Here is a 25,085-nt window from a genome sequence, read left to right on the forward strand (position 1 = left end):
GTTTATTTCTATGTATATATTAATGTGATAAACAACACAATAATTTATTATTTATATGAGTGTAATATTTAAAAAAATTCTACAACAAGTATTGCTATTTATAGGAAAATTATATATTATAATTAATTTTATATTAAAAAATTAAGGAGTCGATTATGAGTCATCAACACAGAGGGCAGTGGGGTACTCGTGCAGGATTTATATTAGCTGCTATAGGTTCTGCGGTTGGTTTGGGTAATATATGGCGTTTCCCATATATGGTAGCATCTAATGGCGGCGGAGCTTTTATGATAGTATTCCTCATCGCTATGCTTACTGCTGGTATACCTATTATGATATTGGAGTTTTCTATTGGTCATAAAACACATAGGAGTGCACCCGGAGCTTTAAAATTCCTCAATTCTAAATGGGAATGGTTAGGCTGGCTTCAAGTATTTACTTGTTTTGCTATAGTTGTTTATTACTCTGTTATTATAGCTTGGTCATTATCTTATGGTTTATTTTCTCTTCAAGGCTTAAAATGGGGAACTGATACTGCTGCTTTTTTCACTGGTGAATATTTAAAATTAGAAAGCGGTTTTTCTCTTGGAAATTTTAATTTGGGAGTAGCTATTCCTTTAATTATAGTTTGGATAATAATATTAGTTTCTGTTATAGGCGGGGTTAAAGATGGTATAGAAAAAGCTAACAAGATTTTTATGCCTTTACTTGCTATACTTGTAGTAATTATACTTATCAGAGGTATCACTTTACCCGGTGCTTTAGCTGGACTTGATTATATGTTTAAGCCTGATTTCTCTAAATTGCTTAACCCTCAAGTATGGATTGCTGCTTATGGTCAAGTATTTTATAGTATGTCTGTAGCTTTTGGTATAATGATTACATATTCTAGTTATTTGCCTGATGATTCTGATATTGCTAATAATGCATTTATGACTGGTTTTGCTGATACTAGCTTTAGTTTATTTGCTGGTTTAACTGTATTTAGCATAATGGGTTATATGGCTTATTCTCAAGGTAAAGAAGTGGCTGAAGTTGCAGGAAACGGCGGTATAGGTTTGGCTTTTATGGTATTCCCTGAGGCTATTAATGCTTTACCCGGTTTAAACGGAATATTTGGTTTAGTATTCTTCTTGGTGCTTGCTTTTGCAGGACTTACTTCTGCTATATCACTTGCTGAGGTTGTTATATCTTCTTTTATAGATAAGTTCCATTTTAATAGAAAAAAAGTTTCTGTTGTTGTTATATTGATACAGGGTTTAATTTCTATGGTTTATGCTACAGGAAGCGGATTAAACATACTTGATATAGTGGATGCTTTCCTCAACAACTATAACATAGTAGTAAGCGGTCTTATAGAGATAGTATTAATAGCTTGGGTATATAAATTGGGCGATTTCAAAGAGCTTATTAATAAAGTGAGTGAGTTTAGAGTTGGATTATGGTGGGATTTCTGTTTGAAGTTTTTAACTCCTATATTCTTAGCTGTAATGTTGGCTTTAAAACTTATAAGCGATTTCCAAAAACCTTATGGAAACTATCCGCAAGCTGCTTTAGTAATATTAGGCTGGTCTATGCCGATTTTAGGTTTTGTAGTTGGTATAGTACTTGCTAAACTTAAAGACAGAACTTTAAATAGTTAATAGGAGGGATGAATATGAGTGTAGATTCTGCAATATTTATGGCACTTAGCCTTATAGTAATATGGGGCGGCTTTATCTTTTTTGTAAGCATAGGTGCTAGAAAGAAATAAAAACAAATAATTAAAAATAATAGGGGGAGACAAAATCCCCCTTTTTTATTTATTAATATTTTCATTACACTAACATTATATTTTTAATTAGTATTTAATTCATCTAAGTATTTAAAAGCATATGGAAAATCTGAATATTTTTTATGCTTTTTTTTGTGGTGGCTTTGCCCCCACACCCCTAGTTCTTTTATTGATATAAAAGAACCAAAAGAACTGCATTTTAAGCTAAAAATATGCATTATGAAATATTTGCACTTTTTGCAACTTTTTGCGGCGGGAAAAAGTTGAATAAAAAAGTTTGATAAAATTTTATATAGGGGGAACAAAATCCCCCTTTTTTATTAAATAAAATATTTATTATACAATTAACCTTATTGACATTTTATTTATATTGTTTAGAATTTATAAAATATTACGAATATGTTTATTATAGTATTCAATTTGTGGATAAAATTATAATGGCTAAAATAACTTTCAATAATAACGTAATAAATAACATAAAAATATCTAATTTCACAGTTTTTAAAAACGCTGAAATAAATTTTTCAAAAGGTTTAAATATTTTTATAGGCAGAAATGGAACAGGTAAAACTCATTTGCTAAAACTTATAAATTGTTTAGATAAAAAATTATATAACTCAAATGAGAAATTAGAACTTAAAAAAATTGCTAATCTAAAGGAGATAAGTAAAGAACAAATAAATAATATGAAAAAATCTGATGAAAAATTTTTTAATGATATAGATGAGAATTCTTATCCATTTGATATTGATATAAATAAAGTATTCAGCAGATTTGGTGATCTTGATAAAATAAAAAAAGCATTTTCAGAATATCGTTCTAGCTTAAAAAATAAGGATAAATTTAAAGAAATATTAGAAGATACATTCAATAAACCTAAAGAATGTAATATTATATTTAATGAAAATATTAATTTAGAATTGATGCATAAAGGTTTTAATATTACAGATGATTGGATTCCAACTTTTGATTTTCTTTTATCATATAAAAATAGTTATTCATTAAAAAATAAAAATTTTACTTTTATTCCTTGTAAAGATATACTTACCTCTTCAAACGGATTTACAGCTCTTTATGATAAAAGAGATATTCATTTCGAGTCAGTATATTATAATATAATAAAGAAAACAGAACTTCCAAAGTTAAGAGAATTAGATAAAGATTTATTTGAAATAGCTAAAAAAATAGAAGATGCCATAGGCGGAAAGACTATTTATAAAAATAATAATTTTTTTATAGACTATAAAAATATAGGTGAAGTTTCTTTTGATATGGTAGCTGAAGGTCATAAAAAATTAGCACTTATATACATTTTAATAATGAATGGTGAAATAGATAAAAATACTATACTGCTTTTAGATGAGCCTGAATCAAATTTAAACCCTAGTCTTACAGATTTACTAGTTAATATACTTTTGAGTTTATCTAAATTAGGTGTTCAAATATTTATAGCCACACATAATAGTTTTATACTTGATGATATAGAATTACAAAGAACTGATAAAGATTCTATTATGTATCATTCTTTTTATTTTGATGAAAATGATTTTAATAGCGGTGTGAAAATAGAAACTAAAGAAAGTTTGTCAGATTTGGAAAATAATCCTATAAATGAAAAAATAATAAAACAACATAATGAATATATTGACGATATGATTAAATAATCGGATATCTATATGAAAACTATTGAAAGAGATAATTTTAAAATACATTATAGAAATAATTTTGAAATTATAGATATTGAAGAAAAAGATGAAAATAATAAAGAAAAAAGAAATCAATATTCACATTGCATGAGTAATGTTGATTTTATGATAAAAGCAAATGATAAAATAATATTTATAGAATTAAAAAATTTCAAAATAAAAGATAAAAATCAATTAGAAGATAAAATAAAAAGTTTAAAAATAGAAGAACCTTTAAATAAAGATTCTATCATTTATGAATTAATACAAAAAGGAAGAGGTACATTTATTAAAGAATATAGCTCTGGATATATTAATAATAATATAGATATTTATTATTTTATAATATTCTATTTTCCATTTAAAATAAGAAATATGAAATTTAAATCAAATATAAATAAGTATTTGAATAAAAATTTACCAATAATAAAAAATGATTCTGTATATAAAAAATCTTTTATAAAAACTATTTTATTTATAACTATAGATGAATGGAATGAGATATCAAAAGAAATGGATATTGAAAATATAATATTTGAGCCTATCTAATATATTTAAGTAAAAAATATGACCATTTATTAACTTAGGTACTTGTTCATTACTATTTTTCGGCCGTAGTCTTCAAAGTGAAAACTGTCTGTGTAGAGTGATATTAAAAGTATGCCACGTCCGTTTTTTTTGTAAATGTCATCATCGTTGGTTTTTATTGATTTGTAATTAAAGCCCATGCCTTCATCTTTTATGCTGATTTCAAGCATGTTTTCTTTTATATTAAATGATATATTTACATTTTTATTAGAATCATTATTATTGCCGTGAACTATAGCATTTGTTAAAGCCTCTTCAAAAGCTATTTGCATGGCATCGGCGTCTTTTATGTCATGTGCACGCAAATACTGAATAAAGATTTCAGATATATATGGTATCAACGTTTTTTTACTTGGTATTTCCATAGTCAGCATATTATTGTATGTAGTATTTTTTATAACTTATAATAAAGTATAGTTAAATAATATGCATTGTCAAGATTTTTACATATAAATTATTAAATAGTGTAAAGATTTTTTAAGCCAAGTGCTGTTATATTTTCATTACTATTAATAGTTTTTAATTTGTTTATAGCCTCTTCTGTTGTTAAATTCATTATATTGTAAACGCCCTCTTCTAATGAGCTGTAATTAGATGCTATAGCCTCACACATAGAATTAGTAGCAATAAAATAGTTGTGAGTTTTGTTTCTTCTAGAGCCTTCTATTGTAATGTAGTGTCCGCCGCCTGCACAAGCACAGTTTTCAAGAGCATATCCATTAATATGGTCTCTTGTTATTTGAGTAGCCTTGTTTTTGTCTATGCAAAACACTTTAGCGTCTCCTGCATGAAACACAAATACACCAGCAAATTTATGATACAATACCCCAGCAATAGAGGCACCTGCCATAGATTTTTGAACATCGTCAGCAGATTCTCTAGCAGCATTAACCTCTAATTTAATGAAATTGTGCATTATCCAGTTTATTGCTTCCTGTTCGCCTACAAGTTCCACCAAGTCTAAAAAGTTTTCGTTGTAAACATCAGCAGCAAGTTTTGAAGCAAAAGTGTCCCCCAAACCATCGGCAACTAATGATATACAAGTGCCTTCTATTGAGTTTATAAAATGACTGTAATTGTTTTGTTCATTTATTATTAATGGTCTTCCTAGTATCGCTTCGCTATTAAAAAGTATAGTGTCAGTATTTGTTTTATTATTGTTAGATTTATTAGTAAAAGAGAAAATATCCATAATTGTTTTAAATTCCTTAGTTTTTTAATTTATATTGTATAGGTAAAAATATTTTTTTCAAGTTTATTAATATAATAGATTTTAAAGTTGTATTTTTTAAAAAAAATCATTATTTTATAAATAGTTATTTTGTATGAAAATTTGATGTTTTTAATATAATTATAGTCTTGATTTTAAGAATATAATTTTATATAATATTATTATAAAAAAAATAAAATATATAAGGAATGTTTTATGTCAAAAGGCTATTTAGCTTTAGTGCTTCATGCTCATCTCCCTTATGTTAGACACCCAGAGCATGAGAACTTTTTAGAGGAAGAATGGTTATACGAGGCCATCACAGAAACATATATACCTCTTCTTGATGCTTATGATAGAATGGTTAATGATGGAGTAAATTTCAAAATCACCATGAGCGTAACGCCTCCTCTTATGAATATGCTTGCAAATGAGCTTCTTCAAAATAGATACGTTAATTATATAGAAAAATTAATAAGATTAGCAGAGATGGAAGTTGAAAGAACTTCATTAGACCCTAATTTTCATCATACTGCTGAGTTTTATAGAGATAAGTTCAGAAAGATAAGAGATATATTTGTTTATAAGTATAATAAGAATATATTAAATGGTTTTAGATATTTTTTGGAGAGAGGAAATTTAGAGATAATTACTTGCGGAGCTACGCATGGCTTTTTCCCATTTATGCAGGAATATCCTAAGGCAATAGAAGCACAGTTAAAAATGGCTGTGAAAACACATGAAAAGCATTTAGGAAGAAAACCTACAGGCATATGGCTTGGAGAATGCGGATTCTTCCCGGGACTTGAGAAACATCTTGCAAACAATGGAATTAAATATTTCTTTGTTGATACTCATGGTATAATGTATGCTGATAGAGTGCCAAAATATGGTGTTTATGCTCCTTTATATTGTTCTAGAGAGAGCAGAGTTGCAGCTTTCGGACGTGATATTGAAAGCTCTAGAAGTGTTTGGAGTGCTGAGGTTGGTTATCCGGGCGACCCAAGATACAGAGAGTTTTACAGAGATATTGGATATGATTTGCCTTTTGAATATATAAAAGAGTTTATACAGAGTAATGGTCTTAGAAAAAACACAGGTATAAAATATTATAGAATTACTGGTAAAGATTGTGCTAAAGAGCCTTATAATCCAGAATGGGCTATGGAGGCTGCAGGCGAGCATTCAGGTAATTTTATGTTTAACAGAGAAAAGCAAATAGAGTATTTAGCTTCAGTGATGGACGACAGACCTCCTATAGTAGTATCTCCTTATGATGCTGAATTATTCGGACACTGGTGGTATGAAGGCCCTATGTTTATAGAGTTTTTAATGAGAAAGATTCATTATGATCAAAACACTATAGAAACAATCACACCAAAAGAATATTTGGAAAGACACCCAGTAAATCAAATATCTATGCCTTCAATGTCTAGTTGGGGAGCTAATGGTTATGGAGAAGTTTGGCTTAATGGTACTAACGGCTGGATTTACAGACATTTGCATAAAGCTGCAGAGCGTATGATAGAGCTTGCTCATGATTATTATAATGAAACAGGTCTTTATGAGAGAGCATTAAATCAGGCTGCACGTGAATTGTTGTTAGCACAAAGCAGCGACTGGGCTTTCATTATGCATACAGGCACTATGGTTGATTATGCTGTTAATACTACAAAACTATATATAAAGAGATTTACTGACCTTTATTATGCTATCAAAAACAGAGATTTAAACGAAGAGTGGCTCAGTAAATTAGAATGGCGTGATGATATATTCCCAGAGATGGACTTTAGAATATACAGTTAAAAAATTAGTTAGATAAATAATGAAAGGGAGTGTTAAAATACATTCCCTTTTTTATCATATTCAATTATGCATTATATAAAAGTTAATAATAATATTGATAAATATTCCTAATATATTAGTTATAATACTTGCACTTTTCGCGAAGCGTACCCGTAAGGTAAAAACTTTTTGCGGCGGGAAAAAGTTGATAAAAAATAATTGTTTCAATGTATTCTAAGAATTTTTAATTTTTTTTATTATTATTTTCAGGGCTTTGCCCCCTGTGAAGCGTGCCCGTATGGTAACACCCCACTTCTTTTGTTGACACAAAGAAGCAAAAAGACTGCATTTTTATGATAAATTTGATAATTTAATTGTGTATTAAAAAGCACCCCACCGCACGCCTGAAAAGCTATAATTAAAACATAGCGTTGTCGTGCGGCAAGCCCTCGACCGTAGGGAGTGCACAGCTAGGCGAGTAATGGTACAGCTCGTACACAAAAAAGTTGATAATAAAGTTATAAAAACACAAAAAATAAATTTGCATTTTTTTTTATGTTATGCTATAATGCTTAGCAACTAGCTCGGATGATGGAATTGGTAGACATAGCAGATTTAAAATCTGCTGGTCCTTGCGACCGTGCCGGTTCGATTCCGGCTCCGAGCAAAATACCAAATAACTCGAGAAACTCATTAATAATTTTTATGGTAAATAATCAAGATAAACTTTCTAAAAAAAACATCATTATATTACTGATAGGGCTTGTAATTTTCGCTTTTAGCTTCCTTCTAATAGCATTAGTTGGCAAAAATCCTGAAGGTATATTAGGTTTCCTCGCTCCTTTTACTATGCTTATCGGTATCATTACAATAGTAACAGGCTTTCTATATAAAGCTAATTCATAAAAAATCATATAGATTTATTATACATTCTAATATATAATAATTTTAAATATCAAAATGGAAGTAGTTAATGTTGTTTGTTAATCCGCAATTTTTATTATTATTATTGATTGTACCCATTATCACTTTTATATATATAAAAACTAGAAAAAATCATCTCTATTCGGTAAAGCACCCGCGTGTAAGTATGGCACATACTTTGAAGTCAAAATATTATGCCAAAGATATACCGTTTATACTTTTAATGATAGGTTTAACTTTTTCAATAATAGGTTTAGCCCGTCCTGCTACGGTAGACAGCACTGCTAATATTAACGGAGAGGGTATATATATATCTATGGTGGTTGATATATCTCCTTCTATGATGGCTGAGGATATGCTTCCTACAAGGCTTGAGGCTTCAAAAAAAACTATGGCTGATTTTATAAAAAAAAGAAATTTTGATAAAATTAGTTTAGTTGCTTTTGCTTTAAGGGCTTCTGTGCTTTCACCTTCTACTTTTGATTATACTTCATTAGAAAAAGAAATTGGAAATATAAAAATTGATGAAGAGGGTTCTACTTCTATTGGGCTTGGTATTGCTACGGCGGTTGATATGCTTAGGAGTGTGAAAGATGATGCTGAAAAAATTATAATACTTCTTACAGACGGAGAAAACAATTCTGGTGAGATAGACCCTATACTTGCTTCAGAGATAGCGTCTAACTTTAATATTAAAATTTATACAATAGGTATTGGTGATGCCGCTGGAAGTCATGCTTGGGTAACATATACAGACCCTAATTATGGTAAAAGAAGAATTAGAGCAGATTTTACACTCAATGAAAAAGCATTAATTGAAATAGCAAGCATAACAGGCGGAAAATATTTTAATGCCAAAACAAGCTCTGCATTAGATAATGTTTATAATACAATAGATAGATTAGAAAAAAAGCCAATTACAGATGATAACCTTATTCAATACAAAGAGTTATATAAGCCGTTTATTATAATAGCTTTAATATGTATTGCATTAAGCATTATATTATCTTCTACAAGATTTTTGATTATACCATAATGGATAAGTTTTTAAAATTTTGTATATTATTAGTTTTAATATTCTGTGTTAATTTTAATAAAGAGTTACCAGTAGAAAATTTATGCTTATTTAGAGCAACTACCGGTTTCCCTTGTCCAAGCTGCGGCATGACAAGAGCTTATATACATGCACTTAATTTAGATTTTAAAAACGCATTTAAATATCATCCGCTTTTTCTTCTGCCTTTATTTTTATTTGTTATAATAGCTTTTAGAAAAAAAGTAAAAATATTTAATAGTATATACAACAACAATTTTTTAATAATTTGTTTAATAATTATTTTTTTAGGTGTGTATGTTTTTAGATTTATAAATAGTTTTCCGTATGAAGAGCCTTTTACATATAATTATGATAGTAATGTTTACACTATATTAGAAATTTTGAATTTAGTTAAGAAATAATTTTTAAGCTTATTAAAATTTAGTTTTTATGTTTTGTTAATCTCGGGGGCTAGCCCCCATACACCCACTTCTTTTACGACCGTAGGAAGTGCCTTCGGTATTGATATAAAAGAAGCAAGAGAACTGTATATGTATCGAAAATATAGCATTACCTTTTTAATATATATTCTAACATATAGAGCTAAAATATTTGCACTTTTTGGTTCTTTTTGCTGCGGGAAAAAGAACAATAAAAAATAGCAAAATATAGCCGTTTATAGATATATTAAAAATACTTAATATAAGCTACTAACTGTTTTGTATTATTCGCTCTATTACTATTCCTATTAAAATCGTAATAACCCCAAGTATTATAAAAAATATCCAACTGTTCATAGATAAATAAAAATATTCAAAATATCTTATATACATATTAGCTAATATAAAAAATATAGAATATTTTATTATAGACATCTTTTTTATTTTTATGCCTAAACTAAGCATTATAATATTTGTTATTAAAAATATAATGCTGTATGTTATAGTTTCTGCTTTGTTGTCTTTAAATAATATTACTGTGTCATAAGTGCCGAATATGCTCATAATTGCTAATACAATATTTAAATATAATATTCCAATACTGTAAAATATTTTTGAAAATAGATAATATTTTTTTCCAAGCATTTTTACATTAGTATCTGTAATGCCTAATAAAAATACTGCAGCACTCATTAAAATAACTCTTATATAATTATTAATATTAAAGATATAAGAATCAATATAAGGAAAATCAAACCCTTCAAAACCATACCATGTAATTGCTGATATTAATGCTATTGAAAGCACTATGTAATTTTTTTTAATATATGCTATGATAAAAAATATTATTATAGTGATTAAAAATATTATAGTATAATTATTTTTGTTTTCAAAGATTATATAATAAATTGTAAATATGTCGCATGCTAAAAATATAGAGGATAATGCCACTATTACAGCAGAAGTTTTTGGAAGATTTATTTCTTTTTTTATTATTACTTCATTAATTACAAATCCTGATATAAAAAGAAGTGTAAATAAAAAAGCTATAAAATAAATTGAGAATATATAAAAACTAATAAAAGCTATAAAACCAATCATAACTAATACTATTCCAGTTATCATTATTGATTTTATTATAGGCTGCCAGTCTAAATATATATTGTTATTATATTTTGAAGATAATGTTTTTAATTGTTCTTCAGATATGAGACTATCTTTATACCATTTTTTTATTTCTTTTAATATAAATCTTTTTTTGCTACTCATAGTTAATATTAAAGATTATTTTTATATTAATACTTTAACATATTTATAATTTTTTTAAATTAGCAGTTGTTTAATATTTTAATTATTAATTTAAGCTAAAGTTATAATCAATGTACCAGCTACTATTAATATTATTCCTATTATAATTTTTAACGTTATTACTTCTTTCAAAAATAAACTTGCTAATATAATTGTAAAAACTATAGAAAGCTTATCTATTACAACAACTTTATTTACATTTCCAATTTGAAGTGCTTTGAAATAAAACAGCCAAGATAGTCCTGTTGCTATAGCAGAAAGTATTATAAATATTAAAGTTTTATTATTTAAGTTTTTTAGGGTTTCTATTGTATTTACAGAGTTTATTTTATTTGTATAAAACACAACTATCCAAGAGATGAATAATATTATAATGGTTCTTATTGCAGTAGCTAAATTAGAATTAATATCTTTAAGTCCAATTTTTATTAGTATTGCTGTGAGAGAAGAGAATATTGATGATAATATGGCATAAAAAATAGACATAAAAATATCCTTAATAAAATATATCGTATAAATTTTTAATAAATCTAATATATACATATTAAAAAAAATTACTATACTTATATATATAAATCATTTTAGGAGAATATTTATGGAAGAAGCTATCAAAAAAGGTAAAAAAGACTATTTGTTGATAAAGCTTTTTATAGGAATAGTAGTAGGAATTCTAATAGGTACATATTCCAATGAAGGTTTAATTAATGTAATACAGTCTATAAAGTATGTATTAAATCAAGTAATATCATTTATGGTTCCTCTAATAGTATTAGGATTTATTGCTCCAGCTATAACAAGAATGGGTAGTAAGGCTAATAAGATGCTAGGTGTTATGCTTGCTTTGGCTTATTTTTCTTCTGTGGGTGCTGCTTTATTTTCTACTATTTTAGGATATGCAATAATACCTAATTTAAATATAGCATCTAATGTTGCAGGCGGAAAAGAGTTGCCAGAGATAATATTTAAGTTAGATATTAATCCAGTATTTCCAGTAATTACCGCATTATTTTTAGCAATATGCGGAGGAGTGGCTGTTGTAAAAACTAAATCACAGTATTTTGAAAATTTATTGGACGAACTTAATAATATAATACTATTTTTGGTAAATACAGTAGTAGTACCTATACTTCCATTTTATATTGGAAGTACATTTGCTACTTTAGCTTATGAAGGCACTGTTATAAAAAGTATACCAATATTCTTAATAATCATACTCATAGCAATAGTTGGGCATTTTATATGGCTTACATTATTATATAGTATAGCTGGTATTGTATCAAAGAAAAATCCTATAAGGGTATTTAAGCATTATGGACCTGCTTATCTTACTGCTGTTGGTACTATGTCATCTGCTGCTACTTTACCTGTGGCATTAAAATGTGCAAGTAAGTCTGATGCATTAGATAAAGACATTGTTGACTTTGCTATACCAATGGGTTCAACTATACACTTATGCGGTTCTGTATTAACTGAAACTTTCTTTGTTATGACTATATCTAAAATATTGTATGGAAGCTTGCCTCCTGTTGGAACTATGATTTTATTTATAATATTACTTGGTATATTTGCTGTAGGTGCTCCCGGTGTTCCCGGAGGTACTGTTGTTGCTTCTTTGGGTATTATTATATCTGTGCTTGGTTTTAATGATGATGGTACTGCTTTAATACTTGCTATATTTGCTTTACAGGATAGTTTTGGTACTGCTTGTAATGTTACTGGTGATGGAGCTTTAGCTTTAATACTTCAAGGTATATTTAGAAAGAATAGTTAAATTATAAATTTATAATATAAGAAAAGGGGCTTAAAATAAATATTTGAGCCTCTTTTTATATTTTAAAATTTATTAAAAATCCCCGCCCTCTAGGCTCATATGTTTTATTTATAATATCTAATTTTATTAATCTCATTGTATACTAAAAAAAGCACACCCACCCAAGTGTTTTTTTAATTTAAAAATATATTTAACCGCACGGTAAACAAAATTAAAAATATAATAAAATTAACAATACAATTTTTTTAATATACAAGTGATTGTCAACCGTGTGGTTAAGTAGTTAAAATTATATATATTAAAATTTTTTTATAAAGCCCACCCTCTAGATTTATATGCTTTATTTGTAATATTTAGTTTTATTAATCTTTTTGCTTATTTAAAAAAGCATACCCGCCCAAGTTGTTTTTAAATTTATAATTAGCACACCGCACGGTAAGCAAAATTAAAAATATAATAAAATTAGCAATATAATTTTTATAATATACGAGTGATTGTTCAGCGTGCGTTAATATAGACTGAAATATATATTATAAATAGATTATATAAACAAAAAGGGCAGCTTCATTAGAAACTACCCTTCGTATTAATTAATTTAATTACTAATAATTTTTAAGCAGTTGCCTCTTTTTTGATTTTTGTCTTGTAGAACCAATCAACAAATACAGCAATAGCATTGTCACCAGAAACATTAGCAGCTGTACCGAAAGAGTCTTGAGTTAAGTATAGAGCAATCATCAAACCTTGTAACTCTTCTCCAGTAATACCAATCATATAGAAGAAAGGTAAAGCACTCATAACAGCACCGCCAGGAGCACCAGGAGCAGCAACCATAGCAACACCTAACATAAGTATGAAAGGAAGTATTGAGCCGTAAGTAGGGTTTTGTCCAAGTATGAGTATTACAGCAGTAGAACAGCAAGTTAAAGTAATCATAGAACCAGCCAAGTGTATAGTAGCACAAAGCGGTATAACAAAATTTCTAATTTGCTCGCTAACACCATTTCTCTCAGCAGCTATTAAGCTAACAGGTATAGTAGCAGCACTACTTTGAGTACCTACAGCAGTGAAATATGGCGGAATTTGGTTTTTAATGAGCATTATAGGTGATTTCTTTCCTATAATTCCAGATATTATAAACAAAGCAGTAATATAAAGTATATGTAAAGTAATAACAACAGCAAATACTTTACCAAATATTACAAGTATATGTTGTATACTACCAGCATAAGCTAAATTAGCAAAAGTACCTAAAATGTGTATAGGTAATAAAGGTATTATTATGTTTTTAAGAACAGCCTGTATAACTTCTTCAGAGTCTCTTACTATAGAAAATAATTCTTCTCCTTGTTTTTTGGGTCTTAACATCGTAATACCAATACCAAGTATAAATGCAAATACTACAGCAGATGTAACATCAAATAAAGGTTTAAGAGGTATAGAAAAATAACTGTCTAAACCAGATTCTATCTTTACACTACTTAAAGCAGCAGAACCCAAAAGGGTAGGGAAAAGATTTGAAGCTACTAAAAAAGCAATGCTTCCTGCTAATAATGTAGAACCATAAGATATAGCTACAGTAATTCCAATAAGTTTAGAAGCACCCTCTGTAAGGCTGGCAATACCGTATCCTATAAAAGCAACTATCATGAGTGGTATAATAAAGTTTAAAAATAAACTAAATATAGAACTGAAAGTTACAAATATTCTTACTACAGGACCAGGAAGGTACATGCCTACTAAAATACCTAGAATTATACCAATTATAATTCTAGGCAGCAAACCAATTTTTTTCATTTTAAAACTCCATAAGTAAGTGTTATGAGTACAGTATATAAAATTTTTTTTATTCAATCAATTATTTATTTTACTAAAAATTTTATTTTCGGTTTATATATCTCTATATTATTATATATATAATACATTTTCAACATATTATGAATAGTAATAAAAAACTACGATATAAAAATTATACCGTAGTTTTATGTTTTATTTAGTTATTAAAATAATTTATTCTTCATCAGTTTTCTTTTTTCTGTTAGTAGAAGATATTTTTTTACTAATAGAAGAAGTTTTTTTAGTAACCTTCTCTTCAACTCTAGAATCTTTTTTAAGAGGTTTTATAGGAGTAGAAAATACTTCATCTTTAACGCTCTTTACTTCTCCATCTTGATAAGCTGAAGGGTCTTCAAGTTCATCAGTACCTCTTTTAGGGTCTTTACCTGCATAAACTAATTTATCTTTAACTTTATCAAGCTTAACTTCACATATTCTTTCAATATCTTCTATATCAAGAGATTCTTTTTCAAATAACTCTCTAGACAATGCTTCAAACTTATCAGCATTTTCAGCTATTAATTTTTTAGTTCTTTCATAAGCCTTAATAACAAACTTATGTACTTCCTCGTCAATTTTTTGGGCAGTTTCTTCACTATAGTCTTTGTGACGAGCAATTTCTTTACCCAAGAATATAGGCTGTTCTTTTTGCCCGAAAGCAATAGGACCAAGCTTACTCATACCCCACTCACAAACCATTCTTCTAGCAAGTTCAGTGACTCTTTCTATATCATTAGAAGCACCAGTAGTAACAGAATCTTCGCCAAACTTAAACTCTTCAGCAACACGTCCTCCAAGAAGCAAAGACATCTCATCAATAGCCTTTTTTCTCTGAAGAGTATATCTACCATCTGAAGGAAGCGTCCAAGTAGCACCTAAACTTCTTCCGCGAGGAACTATTGTTACTTTATGTAAAGCATCAGTATTTTGAAGTAGCACTGCCATTAAAGTGTGTCCTGCCTCGTGGTAAGCAGTATTAAGCTTTTCTTTTTCACTTATAAGAATGCTTCTTCTCTCAGGCCCCATCATAACCTTATCACGAGCCTCTTCAAAATCTTTAAGCTCTACTCTCTCTTTATCATTTCTAGCAGCAATTAAAGCAGCCTCATTAACCATATTAGCAATATCAGCACCAGAAAAACCGGGAGTAGCTCTTGCAAGATGATACAAATCTATAGAAGGATCATGCTGTATTTTAGCAACATGCACTTTAAATATTCCCTCTCTTCCTTTAACATCAGGCAAATCAACAACAACCTGTCTGTCAAATCTACCCGGACGAAGTAATGCAGGGTCAAGTACATCAGGTCTGTTTGTAGCAGCAAAAATTATAATTCTAGTATCAGTATTAAAACCATCCATTTCAACTAGCATTTGGTTTAGAGTTTGCTCTCTTTCATCATGACCGCCGCCGTATCCAGCTCCTCTAGTTCTACCCACAGCATCAAGCTCATCTATAAATATAATACAAGGAGCAGATCTCTTACCTTGTTCAAATAAATCTCTTACCCTTGAAGCACCCACACCTACAAACATCTCAACAAACTCAGAACCAGACATACTAAAGAAAGGTACATTGGCTTCACCAGCAACAGCTTTAGCAAGTAAAGTTTTACCAGTACCCGGAGGGCCTACCAATAATACTCCTTTTGGTATCTTAGCACCAAGCCTAGTAAATTTGCTGGCATCTTTTAAGAATTGAACAACCTCTTGAAGCTCTTCTTTTGCCTCTTTACATCCCTCAACATCTTTAAATGTTACTTTTACATCTTCTTTTGTTAATAGCCTTGCTCTGCTCTTTCCAAAGTTCATAGCTCTGTTATTTGAACCTTGAACCTGTCTAAACATGAAGAACCAAAGTAAAAATCCTATAGCAAGTATAGGAAGTAAATTTACAAGTATTATGCTAAAATAACTAGGTTTTTCAGCTTCACCGCGAACCTTTACATTGTTTTCTATAAGAAAATCTGCAAAACCGCTTGCTGTAAAAGGTATATAAGAATAAAAATCTATCTCTGTAATTTTACCATTAACTGTCTCTACAGCTTTACCATTTTTTATATACTGGTCAACTATAGTAACTTCTTTAACAACACCATCTTTTACTTTTTGTACAACAGTAGAGTAGTCCCATTCCTGAGCTTTAACTTGAGGTGTTTTCTGAAAATACATTATTGCCATTACTACCACCATTGTGAGAAGCAATATTATAATAATTTGATTTCCGCCCCCGCTTTGAGGAATGTTGTTTCTTCTATTTGTATTCTTTTTTTTATTATTAGCCATATATTCTCCAAAAAAATCTCTTTTATATATTTATTCTAAAGGTATATCTAAAATAGTACCATAACTATTAAAACATTTTGATGCAAGTGAATCTACGCCTCCTCCTCTTCTAAGATAGCTATTAATAACTTTACCGTCTTTTCTAGCTAAATCAGGATATTTTAAATTTATATAGCCTTCAACAAGCCCTCTGCTCGTAGAGGCATGTACATAAGTTACAGTTCCTTCTTCTCTATCTACATCAACAACTATTCCAGCATGCGTTAGCTTTTTTGTATCTGATGTTGTTCTGTCAAACATCACTATATCGCCAATGTTTGGCATACCATCATTATATATTTTTTTATATTTTGAAAGTGTTGAATATATTGTTTTAACACCGCTAGAGTCCATTATCGCTTGCTTTTCAAATACTGCTATATTAGAACTCCAATACACAGCTGTTACAAAACCAGAACAATCAAAATTAAATTTTTTCTTCTCTTTTGTAGTGGGATGTGTTAATTCAACTCTTTCATTATATTTATATTGTTTTTGCAAATAATAGTTAGCCCACTTTTTTATATCTTCTCTAACTTTATCCTTTTGTTTATCATCAATTTCTACACCATTTTCATCTAAATATGATTGATAATTCTTATCATAACCATAATTTTGTGCAAATGAATAGCTTGAAAACATTAAAGCAATTAATATACTAATAAAAAAATGCATAATTCCTCTAATTAAAAAATAATTTTATAAAATATTTACAAAAAGTCAAGGTACTTTATAAAGATACTTTATTTAATACAAAATCGGATTTTTACCTATAAATAATATAAGAAAATATAAATAATTATGACAATTCATTTAAAGAAAAATTATTAGATTTTAACCATTTTATTCTATATTGCAGTGGAGTTATCATATTAAAAAATGCGTTTAAATATGGATAGGCATTTTCAAATTGTATTGACAGCCTTGTTTTGAAATAATATTTATTATTTAAATCAAGATTATTTGTATCAATAATATATACTCTATTTATTTGACTTGTATTTCTAATTAATTCATAAAAGTTTGTATTTCTTGTTTCAGCCATAGTTAGAGAATTATATATAACATATTCTTTGGTAAAAAAATCATAATACATTCTTCTATAGAAGTGAGCATCTTTTATGCTGTCATCTAATATAAGATTTTCTTTAAATAGATTAACTCTAAAATTGAATATAGTTATAATACCATTGTCTAGATATTTTTTTATATTATTATAAAAAACTATATCATTTCTCAAATAAACATTAGCATATAATGTATTATTATAAATATTTGCCCTTGAAAAATAAAGTCTTAATTCATAAGGGTATAATTGAAAGCTTATTATAATAAATAGTGTTAATACATATTTCATAACTATTTAATTATACTTAAATTAATATAAAAGTAAAGCATATAAAAAGAGTTGACTATATAAAAAAAAATATTATAATAATGCATATATGTTCTTTGAAAGGGGATGCTCCGGCTTCGACTGCGATGGTTGAGTCATATTTTGCATAGCCGTGCTTGGTATATGCACGTAAATATCATACTAAAAATATAAGTGCAGACGAATACGCACTTGCAGCTTAATTGAAGCTGTCACTGGTTTAGTGATTTGTCTATGGGTTGCTTTATCGGTGTCGAAACACATAGAACTTGTATTGGGTGCCGTTTGAGCCTAATATTACGTATACTCAAACTAGCTTTATAGTTTTTCTGCTTGTCTTTTACCTGTAGAGTGAAACTTCAAAGATAAGATATGCTATGTAGACGGATATGGGGCGCTTCGTAGGACGCGGGTTCGAGTCCCGCCATCTCCAATTCTTATAAAAAATTAACTTTATTCGCTCTTCTGAAAAGCTAGCCTCTCTGCTCCGTTTCTTCTTAATTTTATTATGCCGCACTTTGTAAAACCTTCTTTCTCTAAAAGCCTTTGCATTGGTATGTTGTCTTTATGTGTATCTACTCTCATGTTTTTGCATATATCAAAACAGTATTTCATGCAAAAAGAGCCTACTCCTTTTTGGTTTTTTAAAGTTGCTATTCTGTGTATAACTCCGTATTTATTATTATTAAGCCATTTGCCTTCGTATATTTCATTATAATCTTCTTCAATGCCCACAAAAAAACAAAATGTTGCTATTATATTATTATCATCATCTAAACATACATAACTTTCATTTTTTTGAATGTCTTGTTCTATATTTTCTCTTGCTGGGTAACCGTCTGCCCATTGATTTGGATTATTATTTGCTTTCATATATTCTCTGGCATAATCGAATATTTCTAAGAGTTTATCTATATCATTAGCAGTTGTTTTTCTTATGGTCATATTGTATTCCTTATTATTAGCTTAAAATATTATACATTAAAAAATTATAGTTTGTCAATTTTTTATCTTGTTCTTTTTCCCGCAGCAAAAAGAACCAAAAAGTGCGAGTGTTTTAGCTTTATATGTTTGGAATATATAAATATAAAATAATAGCTATGTTTTTGTATACATAAAAAGCTATACTTTATTAAATGCAGTTCTTTTGGTTCTTTTATACCAATAAAAGAACTGGGGTGCGGGGCAAAGCCCTGCAAATAACCAAAATGAAAAAAGTAAAAATTTCTAGAATGTGTCAATTATCTTCTATCAACTTTTTCCTGCCGCAAAAAGTTTTCGCCCTTCGGGCACGCTTCGCGAAAGTGCAAATGTTTTAGCTTTATACGTTTGGAATATCTATAAAATAATAGATGAAACATTTTTAATATCAGATTGAAAGAAGAACAACTTTACTAAATATCACTAATCATATATATGCTTAATTATCCATTCATATCTTTTCTTAAGCTCTCTCTCCTCGCCAATCTCTACCGCTTCATAATAATTCTTTCTAATGCCTTTTTCTAAATAATCCTGCTTTATTATATGATAAGGATAATCATGAGGATATTTATAATCTTCATTGCTTTTTCTGTCAAATGATGCTGAGTTGTTATCTTTCAAGTAATTCGGTATAGAATAAAGCTCCCCGTTTCTTACGTCTTTTAATGCTTTATTAATAGCATTGTATGCAGAATTAGATTTCGGGCAAAGTGCCAAATATATAGTAACCTCTGCAAGCGGTATTCTTCCTTCTGGCATACCTATAAACTCCACTATATTAAGCAGTGATGATGCTATATTAAGTGCATTAGGGTCTGCTAGCCCTATATCTTCAGCAGCTAATATGCAAAGGCGTCTTGCTATATATCTAGGGTCTTCTCCTGACTCAAGCATTCTTGCTAAATAATAAATTGCTGCATTTGGGTCGCTTCCTCTCACACTCTTTATAAAAGCACTAATTGTATTGTAATGTTCATCTTCATCAAAGTTTAATGCCTGCTTGGTTGTAACGTCTTTTACTATCTCTTCTGTGATTGTGAGTTTTTCTTTTGTTTCATCTATTTGAGTGGCTAAGTATGATGTTTCAAGATATGTCAAAGCTTTTCTCACATCCCCATGCGAAAACTTTACTATTAAATCTATTGCCTTCTCTTCAACATCAATATCTTCTTCACCAAGTCCTCTTTTATCTTTTATAGCATTAACAACCGCCTCTCTAATGTCTTCATCTTCGAGATTCTTAAACTCAAAAAGCATTATGCGTGAAAGAAGTGCATTAGTTAAATAAAAATAAGGGTTTTGTGTTGTGCTTCCAATAAGAATAATTGTTCCATTTTCTACAGCAGGAAGTAAAGCATCTTGCTGAGATTTATTAAACCTATGTATCTCATCAATAAAAAGTATTGTCTTTTTTTCGTTAGATAGATTTTTTTCTGCCTTTTTAATAGCATCTCTAATTTCAGACACATTAGAAAGTACAGCATTTAATTTTATATATTCTCTTTTAGTCTTTTTAGCAATTATAGAAGCAACTGTTGATTTTCCAACTCCCGGAGGTCCAAAAAAAACCATAGAAGTGATTTTATCTTTATCAATCATTTTTCGTAGAGTTTTATTTTCTGAGAGTATATGCTTTTGTCCATAAACTTCCTCTATAGAAGTAGGACGCATACGCTCTGCCATTGGAAGAAAAGAGTTGTCTTCTTCTGTAAAATCAAACATTGAGCTTTTCAATGTATTCCTCTACAACAGGTATGTAATTAATAATGTCTTTTAATTTATCTTTTATTTCGTATTCTAATATGTCTGCTATAGATATATAGTCTTCATTAGAGAATGCTTCTAAAACATTATTCATCATATTATTAAAATCTTCTATAGAATCATAAAGACTTATTTTGTTTATTTTTATATTGTTATAATCTATAGAGCATATATCTGCCACTTTTGAAAGTATTGTAAAAGAGAAACTCACCACTCTTGAAAATTTTTCTGCATACAAAAATGCTTCTTTATCATTGCCTGTTTGAAGCTTGCTAACAATTTTATCTAATAACTCTATTATAAAATCATAAAACTTAGGAAGCGTGCCTATTTTATATAATGCATTATCAGAATTAATATTGCTTGAAAACATTATTATAGTATTGATTTTAGCATCTTCCATAATAAGTTCCATAGCTGGCATTAATTTATCATTAATAAATGGTTTAATATCATCATTAAAATAATCTCTTATTTTTTCTATATCTTCTTTTTTTTCAGTTAATGATGTTAGTCTTTCTAATTTTACTTCTAGCATCTTGAGTAAATGCATAGAATTATGGCTTTCTAAGCTCATATTGCAAAGAAATATCACTCTAGGTATAGAATCCAATACCCAAGCAAATCCGTCTTTTAAATCTTCTATATCTTTTTCACTTAAAATAGCAGAATCTGTAACAGAAATATTTTTAATATAATCCATTATAGAATTAAGACTAGATAAATAATATTCGCTATTGCTAAGGGCTTCTATATATATGTTGTCAATATTTTCTATAAGTATCTTTTCATATTCTTCGTCTATATACGGGTGAAGCTCATTATTATCTATTATAATTTTGTTAATAAGAAAATTATTAGAGTTGCACCACTCTTCTACGCCCTTTAATACATCATAAGCATTTTGTTCATTTTCTAAGGTAAATGATAATTCTTTGTCATTGATAAATATTTTCATTTTTCTACCATTTTTATAAAAAAGATTATAGTATTACATTACTAATTTTCGGCTTTAAAAAATAATTATCTATATATTTTTATAAAAAAACCACTTATAATATACCAAAAAAATAATATATGTGTTGGATTTTATTTGATGAAAATTGATATACTTACACTATTTCCTGATTTTTATGAAAGCCCTTTAAATAGCGGAGTGATATCTATGGCAAAAGAAAGTAATGCTTTAGATATTAATATTGTTAATATGCGTGAGTTTGGAGAGGGCAATTATAAAAAATGTGATGATTATACCTATGGCGGAGGGCCGGGTATGATTATGACTTACACTATTTTTAAAAAATATTTTGAGAGTAACAATAAAGGACACACTATAATATTTTCTCCATCTGGAAAAACATTAACACAGCAAAAAATAAAAGAACTATCACAAAAAGAACATCTCACATTAATACTTGGACACTATGAAGGCATTGATTATAGAGTTGAAAAAAAATATGCTGATGAAGCTATAAGCATAGGTGATTATGTTTTAAGCGGAGGGGAGATACCTGCACTTTTACTTGTAGATGCAATATGCAGATATAAGGGTGTGCTTAATAATAGCGAATCTGTGGTAAATGATACTTTTGAAGAGAATGCTAACGGGCTTTTAGAATACGAACAATATACAAGACCTTATGAAATAGATAACATGAAAGTTCCTGATGTTTTAATTTCTGGTAATCATAAGCTTATAGAAGAATATAGAAGAGAGAGAAGCATTATAAAAACTTTTATTAATAGAGCAGATATGTTTAAAAATATTGATTTATCAAAAAAAGACATAAAGACTATATTTAATTATTTAATAGAGAAAACAAATAAAATATTATAATTTTTCTTTTTGACATTTACATTGTTTTTAATATATTATTATTAAGAAAATTTACTAAAAAAGAATTTAAATAAAATAATAGAGAGAGAATATAATAAAAATGGTAAGTGAAATATTTGCTAATAGATTATCAATAGGAATAATATCCTATGTTGTTTTTATAATATCGGCTAGTATGCATGAATATTCTCATGCTAGGGTTGCTTATTTTTTTGGGGACAATACTGCCAAAAGTTTAGGAAGATTAACATTAAACCCTTTTGCTCATATAGATATACTTGGAAGTGTAGTATTGCCTTTGCTTGCTGCTATTACGGGTATACCTGTTATAGGATGGATGAAGGCTGTTCCTGTAAACTCAAGGAATTTTTCTAATTTTGAGAGAGACCAAGCTTTAGTATCTTTTGCGGGGCCTTTTGCTAATTTAATGCTTGCTAGTGCTTCTTTTATTATAATAAAGATTTTAGCTTTTCCTGTAGACGGCACTTTTGTAATATATAAATTAATAATGGCATTACAATCAAATTCAAACATTATCACTAATATATTTTCAAATGCATTGCCAATAATTATTACAATGCTTATAATGTTTTACATGATTAATATAATGCTAATGTTTTTTAATTTGCTTCCTTTTCCACCATTAGACGGCGGTTGGATATTTAGATTTTTCTTATCAGATAGAGGAAAAAATACTTATGACAGAATATACCCTTATGGTTTTTTAATATTATATGCTTTGCTTTTCTTTGGCATATTAAGAACTATACTTTCATTTATACAAACTATAGCAACATATATATTGGGTAATTCTATTAATGCATTATTTTCTATATAAGATTAATATAGTTATTTAAAAATTTATTTTCATTAATGCTTTGATGTAATTTAAACAACTATATTTTGTTATATATTTTTTATTCAACTTTTTCCCGCGTACGAGCTGTACCACCTTGCCGCATTACTCGTCGTAAGGGCTTTCCGCACGGTAATGCTATGCTTTAATTATAACTTCTTAGTCGTGCGGGGGAGTGCCTTTTAATATACAATTAAATTATAAAATTTATATTGTTCTTTTTCCCGCAGCTACGAGGTGAGGACTCCGTCAAAGAACCAAAAAGTGCAAGTGTTATAGCTTTGTCATTTGGAATATGTATTAGTATAAAATAATAGATGTATCTTTGTGTAAAAAATGCAGTTCTTTTGGTTCTTTTATACCAATGCCCACAGGCACTTCCTTCGGTCGTACCGAGTAGGTGCCTATCGGCAAGAGAACTTGGGGTGCGGGGGCTAGCCCCAGAGAATAAAAAACATAAAAATATTTTTTGACAGACTTAAACATTTTTACTATATAGTAAAACAATTATTTTCTATCAACTTTTTCCCGTAGCAAAAAGTACAAATGTTATAGCTTTGTATGTTTGTAGTATTTATATAGTATAATCTTAACAAGTGAACTTCCTTCAGTCGCAAAACAAGTGGGTGTACGGGGTAGTCACCGAGAACAACAAAAAACATAGGAACTAGTAGTCGTATTGTTTTCTTTTATCTGCTGGTCTTCCTAAATACCACCAATCGCCCGGGCCATAAAACATATATTCTATAGAAAAATCAACCGTTGATGTGTTTGGTACATTTCCAGAACCAAGTATAACTTTTCGGTATGTAATAGTCATATATAAAAAATCTGATATCGTAGCTTTAAACTTTACAAAAGGCTCTAAATAACTATAATCTCTTTTTTTAGGCTGATATGGAAAAATATAACTAACCCCTGTATATAATGTCATAAAAGGTGATGTTATAATTTCTACTCCTCCAATTACTTCACCTAATTCTAATATATCTCTTTGTAGATTATCCCTTGTATCAAATACATAAGCAAATAATATATTAACTGGTATCACTTTAGGCACTATTCCAAGTAAAAAAGCTCCATTAAAATTAAAAGCATCTCTATTTTCACCAAGAATACTTTTAGAGAAATTATAGCTCATACCAACTTTGGCTCCTAATGATAAATACCAATCTAAAAATGTTACTTTAGCTGTGGCATTTATAGCATCAAAACTAAAAGAATCTGTCATGTTAGTAAGCCCTGTTAAATCTTGTCTTGTATCTTGCCTTTGGTATAAAAAGCTTGCAGATACTCCTAATTCTACAAAATTAATAGGCCTCACCATAAAATATGGCATAAATGTGAATGATAAATTTCTTTTACTTATATTTTGGTCTAATGGATCATTTATATATAATTTATAATTCTGAAACCAAGAGTTATATTCATAATATATGCCCCCTATCCCAACAGAAAACATTTTATCTTTTTCTATTAGAGGAGATATATCAAAATAAAAATCATTTCTTGCAGCATGAGATAATTGGCTAATAGCAGCTAATATTATTAATATAAAAAATATTCTGATTTTCATTCTTTAAGTAT

Annotated in this window: 23 protein-coding genes, 1 tRNA gene and 1 other RNA gene; 13 read left to right on the forward strand and 12 right to left on the reverse strand. The window is 28.7% G+C overall.

All coding sequences use genetic code 11. The features are described 5' to 3' along the window. Positions 1-155: 155 nt before the first annotated feature. The 4 genes from GQX97_RS06495 (at position 156) to GQX97_RS06510 (ending at position 4,008) form a co-directional block, all read left to right on the forward strand. Positions 156-1,643 carry a sodium-dependent transporter gene (locus GQX97_RS06495; RefSeq protein WP_157151142.1) on the forward strand — a complete coding sequence of 496 codons (1,488 nt, stop codon included), beginning with the start codon at positions 156-158 and terminating at the stop codon, positions 1,641-1,643. Between the two features lie 14 nt (positions 1,644-1,657). Next, the gene (locus GQX97_RS06500; RefSeq protein ID WP_145997119.1) at positions 1,658-1,753 is read left to right on the forward strand and encodes a MetS family NSS transporter small subunit; all 96 of its coding nucleotides are present in this window, start codon (positions 1,658-1,660) and stop codon (positions 1,751-1,753) included. Between the two features lie 458 nt (positions 1,754-2,211). Beyond that, the gene (locus GQX97_RS06505) at positions 2,212-3,438 is read left to right on the forward strand and encodes an ATP-binding protein (protein WP_157151143.1); all 1,227 of its coding nucleotides are present in this window, start codon (positions 2,212-2,214) and stop codon (positions 3,436-3,438) included. A gap of 12 nt (positions 3,439-3,450) precedes the next feature. Next, a complete protein-coding gene (locus GQX97_RS06510; protein WP_157151144.1) occupies positions 3,451-4,008 on the forward strand; it encodes a DNA-binding protein in 558 nt (185 codons plus the stop codon). Between the two features lie 29 nt (positions 4,009-4,037). On the opposite strand, the gene GQX97_RS06515 is transcribed toward GQX97_RS06510, so the two are convergent. After that, positions 4,038-4,412: an ATP-binding protein gene (locus tag GQX97_RS06515; protein ID WP_157151145.1), complete on the reverse strand. Its 375-nt coding sequence runs from the start codon at positions 4,410-4,412 to the stop codon at positions 4,038-4,040. 92 nt (positions 4,413-4,504) lie between these two features. Continuing rightward, positions 4,505-5,239: a serine/threonine protein phosphatase gene (locus GQX97_RS06520; RefSeq protein ID WP_157151146.1), complete on the reverse strand. Its 735-nt coding sequence runs from the start codon at positions 5,237-5,239 to the stop codon at positions 4,505-4,507. Positions 5,240-5,473: 234 nt separating this feature from the next. On the opposite strand from GQX97_RS06520, the gene GQX97_RS06525 reads away from it, so the two are divergent. The 5 genes from GQX97_RS06525 to GQX97_RS06545 all read left to right on the forward strand — a co-directional run bounded on the left by GQX97_RS06525 (position 5,474) and on the right by GQX97_RS06545 (position 9,424). Further along, complete coding sequence (locus GQX97_RS06525; protein WP_157151147.1) at positions 5,474-7,063, forward strand: glycoside hydrolase family 57 protein; 1,590 nt, start codon at positions 5,474-5,476, stop codon at positions 7,061-7,063. Positions 7,064-7,624: 561 nt separating this feature from the next. Further along, positions 7,625-7,709: transfer RNA gene (locus GQX97_RS06530), tRNA-Leu, on the forward strand. A gap of 38 nt (positions 7,710-7,747) precedes the next feature. Further along, positions 7,748-7,948, forward strand: coding sequence for a hypothetical protein (locus GQX97_RS06535; protein WP_157151148.1), 201 nt, complete (start codon positions 7,748-7,750; stop codon positions 7,946-7,948). Positions 7,949-8,132: 184 nt separating this feature from the next. Then, positions 8,133-9,002, forward strand: coding sequence for a VWA domain-containing protein (locus GQX97_RS06540; RefSeq protein WP_232473272.1), 870 nt, complete (start codon positions 8,133-8,135; stop codon positions 9,000-9,002). Then, positions 9,002-9,424 carry a DUF2752 domain-containing protein gene (locus GQX97_RS06545; RefSeq protein ID WP_157151150.1) on the forward strand — a complete coding sequence of 141 codons (423 nt, stop codon included), beginning with the start codon at positions 9,002-9,004 and terminating at the stop codon, positions 9,422-9,424. The genes GQX97_RS06540 and GQX97_RS06545 overlap by 1 nt, the downstream gene beginning before the upstream one ends. 288 nt (positions 9,425-9,712) lie before the next feature. Here the strand turns inward: GQX97_RS06545 and GQX97_RS06550 are convergent, their stop codons facing one another. Both GQX97_RS06550 and GQX97_RS06555 read right to left on the reverse strand, forming a co-directional pair. Next, entirely contained in the window at positions 9,713-10,711 is a 999-nt protein-coding gene (locus tag GQX97_RS06550) for a DUF2157 domain-containing protein (RefSeq protein WP_157151151.1), read from the reverse strand. A 90-nt stretch (positions 10,712-10,801) separates the two neighbouring features. Further along, on the reverse strand, positions 10,802-11,236 hold the full coding sequence (locus GQX97_RS06555) for an EamA family transporter (RefSeq protein ID WP_157151152.1): 435 nt from the start codon (positions 11,234-11,236) through the stop codon (positions 10,802-10,804). A 109-nt stretch (positions 11,237-11,345) separates the two neighbouring features. Here GQX97_RS06555 and GQX97_RS06560 point away from each other — a divergent pair, with 109 nt between their 5' ends. Then, positions 11,346-12,521, forward strand: a complete 1,176-nt coding sequence (locus tag GQX97_RS06560) for a dicarboxylate/amino acid:cation symporter (protein ID WP_157151153.1) — start codon at positions 11,346-11,348, stop codon at positions 12,519-12,521. A gap of 612 nt (positions 12,522-13,133) precedes the next feature. On the opposite strand, the gene GQX97_RS06565 is transcribed toward GQX97_RS06560, so the two are convergent. From GQX97_RS06565 to GQX97_RS06580, 4 genes are all read right to left on the reverse strand, one after another. Then, a complete protein-coding gene (locus tag GQX97_RS06565; RefSeq protein ID WP_157151154.1) occupies positions 13,134-14,318 on the reverse strand; it encodes a cation:dicarboxylate symporter family transporter in 1,185 nt (394 codons plus the stop codon). A gap of 213 nt (positions 14,319-14,531) precedes the next feature. Next, complete coding sequence (gene ftsH / locus GQX97_RS06570) at positions 14,532-16,643, reverse strand: ATP-dependent zinc metalloprotease FtsH (RefSeq protein ID WP_157151155.1); 2,112 nt, start codon at positions 16,641-16,643, stop codon at positions 14,532-14,534. A gap of 30 nt (positions 16,644-16,673) precedes the next feature. Then, complete coding sequence (locus GQX97_RS06575; RefSeq protein ID WP_157151156.1) at positions 16,674-17,357, reverse strand: NlpC/P60 family protein; 684 nt, start codon at positions 17,355-17,357, stop codon at positions 16,674-16,676. A 124-nt stretch (positions 17,358-17,481) separates the two neighbouring features. Continuing rightward, on the reverse strand, positions 17,482-18,039 hold the full coding sequence (locus GQX97_RS06580) for a DUF4390 domain-containing protein (RefSeq protein WP_157151157.1): 558 nt from the start codon (positions 18,037-18,039) through the stop codon (positions 17,482-17,484). Between the two features lie 101 nt (positions 18,040-18,140). On the opposite strand from GQX97_RS06580, the gene ssrA reads away from it, so the two are divergent. Next, positions 18,141-18,493, forward strand: a transfer-messenger RNA (tmRNA) gene (gene ssrA, locus GQX97_RS06585). A 17-nt stretch (positions 18,494-18,510) separates the two neighbouring features. On the opposite strand, the gene GQX97_RS06590 is transcribed toward ssrA, so the two are convergent. The 3 genes from GQX97_RS06590 to GQX97_RS06600 form a co-directional block, all read right to left on the reverse strand. Continuing rightward, positions 18,511-19,002, reverse strand: a complete 492-nt coding sequence (locus tag GQX97_RS06590) for a GNAT family N-acetyltransferase (RefSeq protein ID WP_157151158.1) — start codon at positions 19,000-19,002, stop codon at positions 18,511-18,513. 459 nt (positions 19,003-19,461) lie between these two features. Continuing rightward, complete coding sequence (locus GQX97_RS06595; protein WP_157151750.1) at positions 19,462-20,763, reverse strand: replication-associated recombination protein A; 1,302 nt, start codon at positions 20,761-20,763, stop codon at positions 19,462-19,464. Further along, positions 20,756-21,763 (reverse strand): hypothetical protein, encoded by a 1,008-nt coding sequence (locus tag GQX97_RS06600; RefSeq protein ID WP_157151159.1) that lies wholly within the window; start codon positions 21,761-21,763, stop codon positions 20,756-20,758. Before GQX97_RS06600 ends, GQX97_RS06595 begins: the two co-directional genes overlap by 8 nt. 138 nt (positions 21,764-21,901) lie before the next feature. Between GQX97_RS06600 and trmD the strand changes: the two genes are divergently transcribed. Next, positions 21,902-22,642 carry a tRNA (guanosine(37)-N1)-methyltransferase TrmD gene (gene trmD / locus GQX97_RS06605; RefSeq protein WP_157151160.1) on the forward strand — a complete coding sequence of 247 codons (741 nt, stop codon included), beginning with the start codon at positions 21,902-21,904 and terminating at the stop codon, positions 22,640-22,642. Positions 22,643-22,742: 100 nt separating this feature from the next. Further along, positions 22,743-23,480 (forward strand): site-2 protease family protein, encoded by a 738-nt coding sequence (locus GQX97_RS06610; protein ID WP_157151161.1) that lies wholly within the window; start codon positions 22,743-22,745, stop codon positions 23,478-23,480. A gap of 685 nt (positions 23,481-24,165) precedes the next feature. Here the strand turns inward: GQX97_RS06610 and GQX97_RS06615 are convergent. Then, a complete protein-coding gene (locus GQX97_RS06615) occupies positions 24,166-25,074 on the reverse strand; it encodes a hypothetical protein (protein WP_157151162.1) in 909 nt (302 codons plus the stop codon). Positions 25,075-25,085: the final 11 nt, after the last annotated feature.

The sequence above is a fragment of the Brachyspira sp. SAP_772 genome, from assembly GCF_009755885.1.
In the GTDB taxonomy this organism is placed as follows: Bacteria; Spirochaetota; Brachyspiria; order Brachyspirales; family Brachyspiraceae; genus Brachyspira.